11 protein-coding genes are annotated in these 12,614 nt (G+C 61.5%); 5 read left to right on the forward strand and 6 right to left on the reverse strand.

Going from position 1 to position 12,614, the window contains the following annotated elements; genetic code table 11:
- Positions 1-27 precede the first annotated feature (27 nt).
- The 5 genes from AB4Z35_RS22240 to AB4Z35_RS22260 all read left to right on the forward strand — a co-directional run bounded on the left by AB4Z35_RS22240 (position 28) and on the right by AB4Z35_RS22260 (position 7,365).
- Positions 28-1,419: a GntP family permease gene (locus AB4Z35_RS22240; RefSeq protein ID WP_442099445.1), complete on the forward strand. Its 1,392-nt coding sequence runs from the start codon at positions 28-30 to the stop codon at positions 1,417-1,419.
- A 7-nt stretch (positions 1,420-1,426) separates the two neighbouring features.
- Positions 1,427-2,200 carry a 3-hydroxybutyrate dehydrogenase gene (gene hbdH, locus AB4Z35_RS22245; RefSeq protein ID WP_442099446.1) on the forward strand — a complete coding sequence of 258 codons (774 nt, stop codon included), beginning with the start codon at positions 1,427-1,429 and terminating at the stop codon, positions 2,198-2,200.
- A 120-nt stretch (positions 2,201-2,320) separates the two neighbouring features.
- Entirely contained in the window at positions 2,321-4,276 is a 1,956-nt protein-coding gene (locus AB4Z35_RS22250) for an acetoacetate--CoA ligase (RefSeq protein ID WP_442099447.1), read from the forward strand.
- A gap of 207 nt (positions 4,277-4,483) precedes the next feature.
- The gene (locus AB4Z35_RS22255) at positions 4,484-7,021 is read left to right on the forward strand and encodes a PAS domain S-box protein (protein ID WP_442099449.1); all 2,538 of its coding nucleotides are present in this window, start codon (positions 4,484-4,486) and stop codon (positions 7,019-7,021) included.
- A 68-nt stretch (positions 7,022-7,089) separates the two neighbouring features.
- Positions 7,090-7,365 carry a peptidylprolyl isomerase gene (locus AB4Z35_RS22260; RefSeq protein WP_007898282.1) on the forward strand — a complete coding sequence of 92 codons (276 nt, stop codon included), beginning with the start codon at positions 7,090-7,092 and terminating at the stop codon, positions 7,363-7,365.
- Positions 7,366-7,505: 140 nt separating this feature from the next.
- On the opposite strand, the gene AB4Z35_RS22265 is transcribed toward AB4Z35_RS22260, so the two are convergent.
- From AB4Z35_RS22265 to AB4Z35_RS22290, 6 genes are all read right to left on the reverse strand, one after another.
- Complete coding sequence (locus AB4Z35_RS22265; protein ID WP_442099450.1) at positions 7,506-8,438, reverse strand: sugar kinase; 933 nt, start codon at positions 8,436-8,438, stop codon at positions 7,506-7,508.
- A 130-nt stretch (positions 8,439-8,568) separates the two neighbouring features.
- On the reverse strand, positions 8,569-9,786 hold the full coding sequence (locus tag AB4Z35_RS22270) for an amino acid deaminase (protein ID WP_442099451.1): 1,218 nt from the start codon (positions 9,784-9,786) through the stop codon (positions 8,569-8,571).
- A gap of 39 nt (positions 9,787-9,825) precedes the next feature.
- Positions 9,826-10,590 (reverse strand): IclR family transcriptional regulator, encoded by a 765-nt coding sequence (locus AB4Z35_RS22275; protein WP_108228185.1) that lies wholly within the window; start codon positions 10,588-10,590, stop codon positions 9,826-9,828.
- 146 nt (positions 10,591-10,736) lie between these two features.
- Complete coding sequence (locus tag AB4Z35_RS22280) at positions 10,737-11,126, reverse strand: RidA family protein (RefSeq protein WP_008000121.1); 390 nt, start codon at positions 11,124-11,126, stop codon at positions 10,737-10,739.
- Between the two features lie 30 nt (positions 11,127-11,156).
- Positions 11,157-11,951 carry an amino acid ABC transporter ATP-binding protein gene (locus AB4Z35_RS22285; RefSeq protein ID WP_442099453.1) on the reverse strand — a complete coding sequence of 265 codons (795 nt, stop codon included), beginning with the start codon at positions 11,949-11,951 and terminating at the stop codon, positions 11,157-11,159.
- The gene (locus AB4Z35_RS22290; RefSeq protein ID WP_008000117.1) at positions 11,948-12,610 is read right to left on the reverse strand and encodes an amino acid ABC transporter permease; all 663 of its coding nucleotides are present in this window, start codon (positions 12,608-12,610) and stop codon (positions 11,948-11,950) included. Before AB4Z35_RS22290 ends, AB4Z35_RS22285 begins: the two co-directional genes overlap by 4 nt.
- Positions 12,611-12,614 lie beyond the last annotated feature (4 nt).

Raw genomic sequence — 12,614 nt, forward strand, 5'->3', positions numbered from 1 at the left:
CAAAAATAACAACCCAGGAGACACACCATGAGTGTGATCATTGCCTTGGCAGCGCTCGCGCTGCTGATGCTGGCTGCCTACCGTGGCTACAGCGTTATCCTCTTTGCCCCGATTGCCGCCCTCGGCGCTGTCCTGCTGACTGACCCGTCTGCCGTCGCCCCTGCCTTCACCGGGGTGTTCATGGAAAAAATGGTCGGYTTCMTCAAGCTGTATTTCCCGGTGTTCCTGCTCGGCGCGGTGTTCGGCAAGCTGATCGAACTGTCCGGGTTCTCGCGCTCCATCGTCGCGGCGGCGATTCGCCTGCTCGGCACCCGCCAGGCGATGCTGGTGATCGTGCTGGTTTGCGCCCTGCTGACCTACGGCGGCGTTTCGTTGTTTGTGGTGGTGTTCGCGGTTTATCCGTTTGCCGCTGAAATGTTCCGCCAGAGCAACATCCCCAAGCGGCTGATCCCGGCGACCATCGCCCTCGGCGCGTTCTCGTTCACCATGGACGCCCTGCCCGGCACGCCACAAATCCAGAACATCATCCCCAGCACATTCTTCAACACCACCGCGTGGGCGGCGCCGTGGCTGGGTTTGATCGGCACGATTTTCGTGTTCTGCGCCGGCATRCTGTTTCTCCAGCGCCAGCGCAACAAGGCCCAGCGTGCCGGTGAAGGCTATGGTTCGGACCTGCGCAACGAGCCGGAAACCGCCGCCGACCTCAAGCTGCCCAACCCGTGGCTTGCGCTGTCGCCATTGCTGGCAGTGGGCATCATGAACCTGCTGTTCACCCAGTGGATTCCGCAGGTGTATGGCAAGACCCACAGCCTCGCGCTGCCGGGCATGGCCGCGCCGGTGACCACCGACATCGCCAAGCTCACGGCGATCTGGGCGGTCCAGGCCGCGCTGTTGGTAGGCATCCTCATGGTGCTGGCGTTCGGCTACAAGGCGATCAGCCGCAAGCTGGCCGAAGGCAGTAAAAGTGCGGTCAGCGGTGCGTTGCTGGCAGCGATGAACACCGCCTCGGAATATGGTTTCGGTGCCGTGATCGCGTCCTTGCCCGGCTTTCTGGTATTGGCCGACTGGCTCAAGAGCATACCCAATCCACTGGTCAACGAAGCGATTACCGTGACCCTGCTGGCCGGCATCACCGGTTCCGCTTCGGGTGGTATGAGCATCGCGCTGGCGGCGATGTCCGAGCAGTTCATCAGTGCCGCCCATGCGGCGAACATTCCGCTGGAAGTGCTGCACCGGGTCGCCGCGATGGCCAGTGGCGGCATGGACACCCTGCCGCACAACGGCGCGGTGATTACCCTGCTGGCGGTCACCGGCCTGACCCACCGCGAAGCTTACAAAGACATTTTCTGTATTACGCTGATCAAGACCCTGGCGGTTTTCGTGGTGATCGGCACTTTCTACGCCACTGGCATTGTGTGAGGTATTCATGACGACTCTTTCGGGCAAGACCGCACTGGTCACCGGCTCCACCAGCGGCATCGGCCTGGGGATAGCCCTCAGCCTGGCCAAGGCCGGGGCCAACCTGATCCTCAATGGCTTCGGCGATGCGTCCAAAGTTATTGCCGAGGTGGAACAGTTTGGCGGCAAGGTCGGCCATCACCCGGCCGATGTCAGCGATCCGGCACAAATTGCCGACATGATCGCCTACGCCGAGCGSGAGTTCGGCGGCGTCGACATTCTGGTCAACAACGCTGGCATTCAACACGTGGCAGCAGTGGATGAGTTCCCGGTGGAACGCTGGGATTCGATCATCGCCATCAACCTGTCGTCGGTCTTCCACAGCACTCGCTTGAGCCTGCCGGGCATGCGCGCCAAAGGCTGGGGTCGGGTGATCAACATTGCCTCGGTGCATGGTCTGGTCGGCTCGGTGGGCAAGGCTGCCTATGTCGCCGCCAAGCACGGGGTGATCGGCTTGACCAAAGTGGTCGCGCTGGAAACCGCGACCACCCAGGTCACCTGCAACGCGATTTGCCCGGGCTGGGTATTGACGCCGCTGGTGCAGAAGCAGATTGATGATCGTGCCGCCAACGGGGTTGATCCGCAGCAGGCGCAACATGATTTGCTCGCTGAAAAGCAGCCATCGCTGGAGTTCGTGACTCCGCCGCAACTGGGTGAACTGGTGCTGTTCCTGTGCAGCGAAGCCGGCAGCCAGGTGCGTGGCGCGGCGTGGAATGTGGATGGTGGGTGGTTGGCGCAGTGATCATCTGCCAGACCGCGTGATCGTTCATCGCGAGCAAGCTCGCTCCCACATGGAAATGCGATCCCCTGTGGGAGCGGGCTTGCCCGCGAATGGATCTAAAGACATAAGAAGAGGCAAACCATGTCCGACATCCTCTGGCAACCCGACCCAAAACGCATCGGCAAAACCCGCATGGAGGCCTTTCGGCGCTTCATCAATCAGCGACACCACCTCAAGATCGACGACTACCCTGCCCTGCACCAATGGTCCATCGATCAGCGCCCGGACTTCTGGCAGGCCATCGTCGATTTCTTCGACATCCGCTTCCACGAGCAACCCGATGCAGTGCTGCTTGAAGGCACTGAGATGCCCAGCGCCCAGTGGTTCCCCGGCGCAACGCTGAACTTCGCCGAACACCTGCTACAGCGTCGCGATGATGCGATCGCTGTGGTAGCCGTTGGCGAAAACGGTCAGCGTGAACATTTGACCTGGGACGAGCTCGCGGAACATGTCGCCGGTTTTCAAAACGGGCTGGTAGCGGCCGGTGTCAAGGTTGGCGACCGGATCGCCGCCTGCATGCCCAACACCTGGCAAACCCTGGTGGCCATGCTCGCCACCACCAGCCTTGGCGCTATCTGGTCCTGCTCTTCGCCGGACTTCGGCACCCAAGGGGTGGTTGACCGTTTCGGCCAGATCGAACCGAAAGTACTGGTGACTTGCGCCGGTTACCGCTATGCCGGCAAAGAGATTGACCAGACCGCCAAAGTCAACGAGATCCTCCAGCATCTGCCTTCGCTGCAACAGTTGATCGTCGTGCCTTACGCACGTCCACAGGCGCACATAGAGGAATTCCGCACCCAGGCCAACGTGACGCTGTGGGACGATTTCTACGAGCCCGGCGGCGAACCGGATTTCGTCCCCGTACCCTTCGCCCATCCGCTGTACATCCTCTACTCCAGCGGCACCACCGGTGTGCCCAAATGCATCATCCACAGCACCGGCGGCGTGTTGCTGCAACACGTCAAGGAACACGGTCTGCATGGCGATCTCGGCCCCGGTGAACGCCTGTTCTACTACACCACCTGCGGCTGGATGATGTGGAATTGGCTGGTGTCGGCGTTGGCGACAGGCAGCTCCGTGGTGCTGTACGACGGCTCACCGTTCCAGCCCGACCCGCAACGTTTGATCGACCTGATCGACGACGAGAGCATCAGTGTCTTTGGCACCAGCCCCAAATACCTCGCGACCCTGGAAAGCAGCGGTATCAAGCCGCGTGAAAGCCATGATCTGGGCACCCTCAAGACGTTGCTTTGCACCGGCTCGGCGCTGTCACCGCAAAGTTACGACTTCGTCTATCGCGACTTCAAGGCCGACGTGTGCCTGGCCTCGATGTCCGGCGGCACCGACATCGTCTCGTGCTTCGTCAACGGCAACCCTGTGTCGCAGGTCAGGCGCGGCGAAATCATGGGCAAGAGCCTGGGCATGGCCGTCGAAGTGTGGAACGACGAAGGCCAACCGGTAATTGGCGAAAAAGGCGAGTTGGTTTGCACCCGGCACTTCCCGGCGATGCCCGTTGGCCTGTGGAACGATCCCGATGGCGAAAAGCTGCGCAAAGCCTATTTCAGCCAGTTCCCCGGCGTCTGGGCTCAAGGCGATTACGCTGAACAATTGCCCCATGGTGGGATGATGATCCACGGTCGCTCGGACGCCGTTCTCAACCCCGGTGGCGTACGTATCGGCACCGCCGAGATCTATCGTCAGGTGGAAAAAGTTCCACAGGTGCTCGACAGCGTGGCCATCGGTCAGCAGTGGCAGGACGACGTGCGGGTGGTGCTGTTCGTACGGTTGCGCGACGGGCTCGAACTGGACGAGGCGCTGCAACAGCAGATCCGCGAGACGATTCGCGCCAACACTACGCCGCGTCATGTGCCGGCGAAAATTGTCGCGGTCACCGACATTCCCCGGACCATCAGTGGCAAGGTCGTTGAGTTGGCGGTACGCAATGTAGTGCACGGGCAGAAAGTGAAAAACACCGATGCACTGGCCAATCCCGAAGCGCTGGAGCAGTACCGAAACAGGCCCGAACTCCAGTCTTGAACCGCCACAAAAACCTGTGGGAGCGAGCTTGCTCGCGATAGCGGAGTGTCAGTTGACATCAATGCAAATTGACCCGACGCCATCGCGAGCAAGCTCGCTCCCACAGGTCCTGCGTCGCTGAACCGCTCAAGCGCCCGAATCAACCTGCGCCTGCCACCTGTGCAAGAATAGAGGCCAGCTAATGCGACCCAGGCGCAGGACTCCCAGATGAACGCAACACCAACCGCCAACGATGCCCAGGCCTTGATCGCCCGAATCGACTGGGCAAGCAGCCCGCTGGGCGCCGCCAGCGACTGGCCACAAAGCCTGCGAACCGCCGTGGACATCGTCATTCATTCACCGATGCCGATGTTGCTGCTATGGGGCCCGCAACTGACGCAGATCTACAACGACGGCTTCGCCCTGCTTGCCGGAAGCAAACATCCACACGCCTTCGGACAACCGGCACACCTGATCTGGCCAGAGTTGAAAGAATTTACCGACCCGATTTACARCGCCGTCCTGCAAGGCCAGGTACGCACCTACAGCGAACAGCGCTTTACCCTGCAACGTGAGGGCCGGGAGTCCGACTTCTGGCTCGACCTGACCTACAGTCCGATCCGCGACGAAGGTGCCGAGGTGGCCGGGATCCTGGTCACCGCCATCGAAACCAACGAGCGTCGGCGCATCGCCCTCGAACTCGAACAGCGCTCGGCGGCCAGCCTCAAGGCCCAGCGTGAAACCGAGGAGCGCCTGCAACTGGCCCTCGCCGCCACCGATGCGGTTGGCACCTGGGATTGGGACATCAGCGAGGACCGCTTCATCGCCGATGCGCATTTTGCCCAGCTGCACGGCATCGACCCGGCCATGGCCAACCAGTTGCCGATCAGTGAGTACCTGCACGGCGTACACCCGCAAGACCGCGCCCTGATTGCCCGCAGCATCAAGCATTGCATCACCCACGGCAGCGAATACGCCGAGGAATATCGCCTGTTGCAAGACGACGGCCAGTTGCGCTGGGTGTTTGCCCGCGGTCGCTGCTACAAGGATCACCACGGCCGGCCGATGCGTTTCCTCGGCGCAGCCCTGGACCTGACCGAACGCAAACACACCGAACAGGCCCTGCGCCAAAGCCAGACCGAACTGCAACTGATCATTAACGCCATGCCGGTCCTGATCAGCTACGTCGACCGCGAAGAACGCTTTCGCCTGAATAACGCTGCGTACCTCGACTGGTACGGGCTGACGCCGCAAGAGCTATACGGGCGAACCATTCGTGAAGTGCTCGGCGAAGAAGCCTATGCGCTGCGCGCTCCGTACATCACTGAGGCGCTGTCCGGCCGGCCCTGCAGTTTCAGCATCAGCACGCCGCACCGCGACGGCAGCATCCGCCAGGCTTTGATGAATTACCTGCCACGCCATGGCGCAGACGGCGCGGTAAACGGTTTCTACATCTTCGTGATCGACGAAACCGAACGCAAAAAGACCGAAGAAGCCCTGCGCAACCTGAACGAAACCCTTGAGGAACGGGTTGCCGCCCGCACCCGCCAACTGGCCGAGGCCAACGAGCGTCTGCAAAACGAGATGTTCGAACGTGAGCGCGCCGAAGACGCCTTGCGCCATGTGCAGAAAATGGAAGCGGTCGGCCAGCTGACCGGCGGCATTGCCCATGACTTCAACAACATGCTCACCGGCATCATCGGCAGCCTCGACCTGATGCAACGATACATTGCCGACGGCCGTGCCAGCGAGATCGGCCGATTCACCGAAGCGGCCGTGTCCTCGGCTAACCGCGCCGCAGCCCTCACCCATCGCTTGCTGGCGTTCTCCCGGCGTCAGTCGCTCAACCGCAAGCCGTTGAACCCCAACGAGTTGATCCATTCGCTCGAAGACTTGTTCCGTCGTACCAAGGGCGACCACATCGAACTCAAACTGCAACTGACCGAGAACATCTGGCGGGTCAGCACCGATGTCAGCCAGCTGGAAAACGCCTTGCTCAACCTGGTGATCAACGCCCGGGATGCCATGCCCGATGGCGGCGAATTGCAGATCGAAACCGCCAATGTGTACCTAGACGGCAGCGACATCACGACCCTGGAACCGGTCAAGGCAGGCGACTACGTGATGATTGCCGTCAGCGACAACGGCACCGGCATGACGCCCTCGGTGCTGGCCAAGGCATTCGACCCGTTCTTCACCACCAAACCCATCGGCCAGGGCACCGGTTTGGGCTTGTCGATGATTTACGGTTTCGCCCAGCAGTCAGGGGGCCACGTCAATCTGTTCAGCCTGCCCGGACGGGGCACCAGCGTGCGCTTGTACCTGCCGCGCCTGCATTCGACCGAGCCGGAAAAAGCCCTGTCGCCCGTCCTCGGCGAGGCACCCGCGGCGATTGCCGGCGAAACCGTGATGCTGGTGGAAGACGATCCGGCAGTGCGCATGCTGGTAATGGACCTGCTCAAGGAACTGGGTTACCGCGCCCATGAAGCCGAAGATGCCAAGGGCGCCCTGCCGGTGCTGGAGTCAGACTTGCGGGTAGACCTGCTGGTGACTGATGTGGGATTGCCGGGCATGAACGGCCGACAACTGGCAGAAATCGCCCGCCAGCATCGTCCCGAACTGAAAGTGCTGTTCATGACCGGTTACGCGGAAATCGCCGCCGAGCGCCAGGGTTTCCTGGAAGAAGGCATGGACATGGTAACCAAGCCGTTTTCCATCGACCTGCTGGCCAACAAAATTCGCACGATGATCGGTCAACCGAACTGAGTTGAGGCATAATCGCGCGCCCCCCGCTACCACCCACATAGCCAGCATCGTTGCAAGGTAACCGCCCCATGAAAGCTCAAGCCCGCCATATTCTGGTGAAAACCTCGGAAGAAGCCGAGCAGCTCAAACAACGCATCGCCAAGGGTGAAGCGTTCGATGTACTGGCCAAGAAGTATTCGACCTGCCCATCGGGCAAGCGCGGCGGCGACCTCGGTGAAGTGCGGCCGGGGCAGATGGTCGGCGTGATCGATGCGGTGATCTTCAAGAAACCGCTGCGGGTGGTGCATGGGCCGATCAAGAGCAAGTTCGGGTATCACCTGGTGCAGGTGTTTTACCGGGATTGATGCTGTTGGCTTTCGGGCCTCTTCGTCGGATCGCCGCCCGGAGCAAGCCCGCTCCCACAGGGGACCTGCGCCGTGCACAAATCAAATGTGGGAGCGAGCCTGCTCGCGATCCGATGGCGCAGCCAGCGGCCATTCAACTGTTACTTGGGGATCAGCGCCCCCGGCACCTGAATCACCCGGCTCGCCAACCGATGCCCGGCCTCGGCGGCCTCCCCCGGGCTACCGCCCTTCAGGCGCGAGGCCAGATACGCCGCACTGAACGAATCCCCCGCCGCCGTGGTGTCCACCACCCGCTCGACCTTCTGCGCCGGTACCTCGAATGACTCGCCATCACAACGAATCAGGCACGCTTGCGCGCCGCGCTTGAGCACCACTTCCGGCGTACCGATCTGCTCATACGCGGCAAACACCGCTTCGCAATCGGCATAACCAAACAACGCCTGTTCGTCATCCACCGTCAGCAATGCCATGTCGACATGCGGCAGTACGCTGCGATACGCCGCTTGTGCGTCCTCGACCGATGCCCACAGCCGTGGCCGGTAGTTGTTGTCGAACACAATTCGCGCATCGCGCTGGCGGGCTTCAATCAGAGTGTCCAGCAATTTTTCCCGGCCTTGAGCACCGAGCACCGCCAGGGTGATGCCGCTGAAATACAGCACGTCGTAATCCGGCAGCGCCGCCAGGATCGGCGCGGCGGCCGGCGTAGTGAAGCAATCGCGTACCGCCGCTTCATTGCGCCAATACAGAAAGCGTCGCTCACCGGCGGCGTCAGTCTGGATGCAATACAAACCCGGCAGGCGTCCAGGCAGGCGCTGGACCATCTCCAGGCCGATATTTTCCGCTGCCCAACTCTGGCACATCGCGTCGCTGAAACTGTCATCGCCCACGGCGGTGACGTAGTCCACGCTGCCGTCCTCTCCCAACTCCCGGGACAGGTACACCGCCGTGTTCAAGGTATCGCCGCCGAAGCTTTGTTGCAGGCTGCCGTCGGCGCGATGCTGCAACTCGATCATGCATTCGCCGATCAGGGCAATGCGGGGAGTGTTGGGGCCGAGGGTGTTGATGGTGTTCATGTTGTGGGGTCTCTGGTGTTTCTTTGTTGTCTGGGCGGGCCTCTTCGCGGGCAAGCCCGCTCCCACATTTGGAATGCGTTCCCCTGTGGGAGCGGGCTTGCTCGCGAAGGCCGCACCTCGGTCCTGAACCTTAGAAACAGGTTTCCATGGTCTCGATGACGTTCAATTGCTCGTCCACCAGACAGCCAACACGCCACTTGTCGAACGTCAGGCACGGGTGCGAAGTGCCGAAGGAAATGATATCGCCCACCCGCAGATCAACCCCCGGCGCTACGGTCATGAACGCATGCTGGTCCATCACCGCGGTCACTTTGCAGGCACTCACATCATCGCCTATGGCCGGCACGACGCCCGCCTTGTAACGCAATAATGGCACCGGCAAACCGGCGTCAAAGGCCACGTCGCGTTTGCCCAGGGCAATCACCGCGAAGCCCGGCTCCGGCAGCGATTGCACGTGCGCCCACACTTCCAGCGCCGGACGCAGGCCTTCGTGCAGGTCGCTGCGACGGTCGAGTACGCAGCACTGCGCTTCCTTGTAGATGCCATGGTCGTGAGCCACATAGCTGCCCGGACGCAGCACGCTGAGGAAACGTCCGGCGGCGTTCTGTGCTTCGAAGGATTCGGCGATCAGGTCATACCAGGCCGAACCCGACGCAGTGATGATCGGCTTGACAATGGCGAAGGCGCCGCTGTCCTGCAACTGCACCGCCAGGCGCACCAGTGATGCGGCGAAATCGCGAATGCCGGTCACGGCGTGATCGCCATGGATCACGCCTTCATAGCCTTCGATACCGGTCAGGGCCAGCGCCGGTTGCGCGGCGATGGCCTTGGCCAGGTCGAGCACTTCCTGCTCGCTGCGGCAACCGCAACGTCCACCGACCACGCCGTACTCGATCATGACGTTGAGGCGCACGCCACGGGAGGCGAAATAGGCGCCGAGGTCGGCGACGTTGTCCGGGTGGTCGACCATGCAATAGAAGTCGAACGTCGGGTCGGCCAGCAGGTCGGCGATCAGCGCCATGTTCGGCGTGCCCACCAACTGGTTGGCCATCAGCACCCGGCGTACACCGTGGGCGTAGGCCGCACGGGTTTGCGTGGCGCTGGCCAGGGTGATGCCCCAGGCACCGGCGTCCAGTTGGCGACGGAACAACGCCGGGGTCATGCTGGTTTTGCCATGGGGCGCCAGCTCCGCTCCGCTATCGCTGACGAATGCCTGCATCCAGCGAATGTTGTGTTCCAGCGCCTCGCGGTGCAGTACCAGCGCGGGCAGGCTGACGTCACGCACCAGGTTGGCACCGATCGGGGCAGCGCCTTTATCCACGTTGGCAGTATGGGGGGCAGAAGACATGGTCGAACTCCTCGTTCACGCAGCCGCAGGCAGCCGCTGTTATTCGTTGATGCGACGGGCCAGGCTGTTGGCGCTTTCGATCAGCACCCGGCGATAGTCGTTGTAGTTGTTCTTGGCATCGGCCCGTGGGGCGACGATGCACAGGGTCGCGATGGCCACGCCGTTGGGGTCTTTGACCGGCGCGGCGAAGCAATGGGTAAAGGTATCGGCAACGCTATCGAAGGAAAAGAAACCATCGATGCCGGCCTGACGGATTTCCTTGAGGAACTGCGCAAGCTCCAGGCGTTCGCCATCGGGCAGGATGAAGTCGTCGTGGTCGATCAGGTCGACGATTTCCTGGTCGCTCAGGTGCGCCAGCAACAGGCGCCCGGAGGCGGTCCAGGGGATGGGCGCGTTTTCGCCGATGTCCGAGGAAATGCGGAAATGCCGTTCCCCCTCTTTCATCAGCGCAACGGTGTACTTGCGCCCGTTGAGCAGACACATCTGCGCGGTTTCATGGGTCTGGCTGACGATTTCCTGCAAGGCGTGATCGGCCTCGCGGGTCAGGTCGAAATGCCGCAGGTGCGCCTGCCCGAGAAAGTACAACTGGCGACCGAGGTAGACATGACCGTCCTTGCCCACCGGCTCCAGGATGCGCCGTTCCAGCAGCGAGGCCACCAGTTCGTAGACCGTGGATTTGGGGCTGCCGATGCCGTTGGCGATGTCGTTCGGGCGCAGCGGCTGGCCGATCTCCTTGAGGAAATCAAGGATATCGAACGCCCGGTCCAGACCGCGTGCCCGGCGCTTGATGGTGTCTTCGGTCATTTCAGTGGTTCCCATTCAAAGTCGCCGGGGAGTTTACCGAGAGTGTTGCTTTGACTGTTAGGCCGCCATCGCGAGCAGGCTCGCTCCCACAGGGGAGCGCATTCCAAATGTGGGAGCGAGCCTGCTCGCGATGAAGTCACCTCGGTTCAAGCCTTTTTCTTGTACGCAATGCAATCGATCTCGACCTTGCAGTCGACCATCATGTTCGCCTGCACACAGGCCCGCGCCGGGGCGTGCTCGGGTTTGAAGTACTCGGAAAAGACCTTGTTGAAACTCGTGAAATCCCGCGGATCCTCCAGCCACACGCCAGCACGCACCACATCTTCCAGGCCGAAACCTGCCTCTTCGAGAATCGCGATCAGGTTCTTCATGGTCTGGTGGGTCTGCTCGACAATGCCGCCAGTAATAATCTCGCCGTCCACCGCCGGCACTTGCCCGGAAACATACAGCCAGCCATCGGCTTCAACGGCGCGGGCGAAAGGGCGTGGCTGACCGCCAGCGGCGGTACTGCCGGTGCCGTAACGAGTAATGCTCATGAGTGTTTCTCCTGATTGAACATTGAAGGATCAAAAACGGGTGCTTTTGAGAAATTCCGCCAGTCGTGGCGATTGCGGGCGCTCGAACAGGTCCTTGGGCGGCCCCTGCTCTTCGATACGCCCCTGATTCATGAAAACGATCTTGTCCGAAACCTCGAACGCAAAGCGCATTTCGTGGGTCACCAGCAGCATGGTCATGCCGTCTTCGGCCAGGCCCTTGATCACGCTCAGCACTTCGCCCACCAGTTCCGGGTCCAGCGCCGAGGTGACTTCGTCGAACAGCATCAGACTCGGGTTCATCGCAATCGCCCGGGCAATCGCCACGCGCTGCTGCTGACCGCCGGACAACTGACCGGGGAAATGATCGCGACGTTCCAGCAGGCCAACGCGCTCCAGCCATTTCTCGGCCAGGGCCACGGCCTCGTCCTTGTGCAGCTTCTTGACCTTGAGCAGGCCCAGGGTGACGTTCTGCAACGCCGTCAGGTGCGGGAACAGGTTGAACTGCTGGAACGCCATGCCAGTCATGGCGCGATGGCGCGCGATGACTTTTTCCGGATGGCGAATGCGTTTGCCGTTGACCTCGTCATAACCGATCGATTCGCCGTCGAGCAGGATCTGCCCGCCCTGGAACTCTTCGAGCATGTTCACGCAGCGCAGCAGCGTGGTCTTGCCCGAACCGCTGGAGCCGATCAGTGTCACCACGTTGCCGCGCTGCATCGTCAGGTCGACGCCCTTGAGCACTTCGAGCTGGTCGTAACGCTTGTGCAGGCCGCGAATGTCCAGCAGGGGTTGGCCGTTTTGTGCATTGATTTGAGTCTGAGTCATGGCAAAGCCACCCGCTTTTCAATGTGCCGGCCGAGTAATTCGATGCCGTAGTTGATGACGAAAAACAGAAATCCGGCAAACAGGTAAAACTCCAGGGTCATGAAGGTCCGGGCGATGATCTGCTGGGTACTGAGCAGCAATTCCGCCACACCGATCACCGACAACAGTGTCGAGGCCTTGACGATCTCGGTGGACGAGTTGACCCAGGTCGGCAGGATCTGCCGCAACGCCTGGGGCAACAGTACGTAACCGAGGGCCTGGTAGAACGTCAGGCCGATGGCCTTGCTCGCTTCCATCTGCCCGCGCGGCAATGCCTGCAACGCACCGCGCACGATCTCGGCGACATGGGAGCCGCAGAACAGCGTCAAACCCAGCGCACCGGCCTGGAATGCGCTGATCTGCCAGCCCAGTGCCGGCGCCATATAAAAGCAGGCCAGCACCAGCACGAACACCGGCGTGCCGCGAATCACATCGACATAAAAACGAAACGGTGCGCGCATCCAGAACTTGCCGTAGGTCAGCACCAGACCGGCGACGACACCAACCAGCGTGCCGAGCAGAATCGCCAGTACCGACACCTGCACACTGGTCAGAAAGCCCTGCCACAGGGGTTCGCGCGCCACCCACAACTCATGCAACCAACTGGGGGATTCGTACATGGGG

Origin of the sequence: Pseudomonas sp. KB_15 (assembly GCF_052114525.1) — a bacterium.
In the GTDB taxonomy this organism is placed as follows: Bacteria; Pseudomonadota; Gammaproteobacteria; order Pseudomonadales; family Pseudomonadaceae; genus Aquipseudomonas.

What these genes read in the sequence shown, in the direction of transcription:
- AB4Z35_RS22280 (WP_008000121.1), bottom strand. Translation starts at nt 11,126, where the DNA reads ATGAGCATTACTCGTTACGGCACCGGCAGTACCGCCGCTGGCGGTCAG.
- AB4Z35_RS22290 (WP_008000117.1), bottom strand. Translation starts at nt 12,610, where the DNA reads ATGTACGAATCCCCCAGTTGGTTGCATGAGTTGTGGGTGGCGCGCGAA.
- AB4Z35_RS22285 (WP_442099453.1), bottom strand. Translation starts at nt 11,951, where the DNA reads ATGACTCAGACTCAAATCAATGCACAAAACGGCCAACCCCTGCTGGAC.
- AB4Z35_RS22250 (WP_442099447.1), top strand. Translation starts at nt 2,321, where the DNA reads ATGTCCGACATCCTCTGGCAACCCGACCCAAAACGCATCGGCAAAACC.
- AB4Z35_RS22265 (WP_442099450.1), bottom strand. Translation starts at nt 8,438, where the DNA reads ATGAACACCATCAACACCCTCGGCCCCAACACTCCCCGCATTGCCCTG.
- AB4Z35_RS22270 (WP_442099451.1), bottom strand. Translation starts at nt 9,786, where the DNA reads ATGTCTTCTGCCCCCCATACTGCCAACGTGGATAAAGGCGCTGCCCCG.
- AB4Z35_RS22275 (WP_108228185.1), bottom strand. Translation starts at nt 10,590, where the DNA reads ATGACCGAAGACACCATCAAGCGCCGGGCACGCGGTCTGGACCGGGCG.
- AB4Z35_RS22260 (WP_007898282.1), top strand. Translation starts at nt 7,090, where the DNA reads ATGAAAGCTCAAGCCCGCCATATTCTGGTGAAAACCTCGGAAGAAGCC.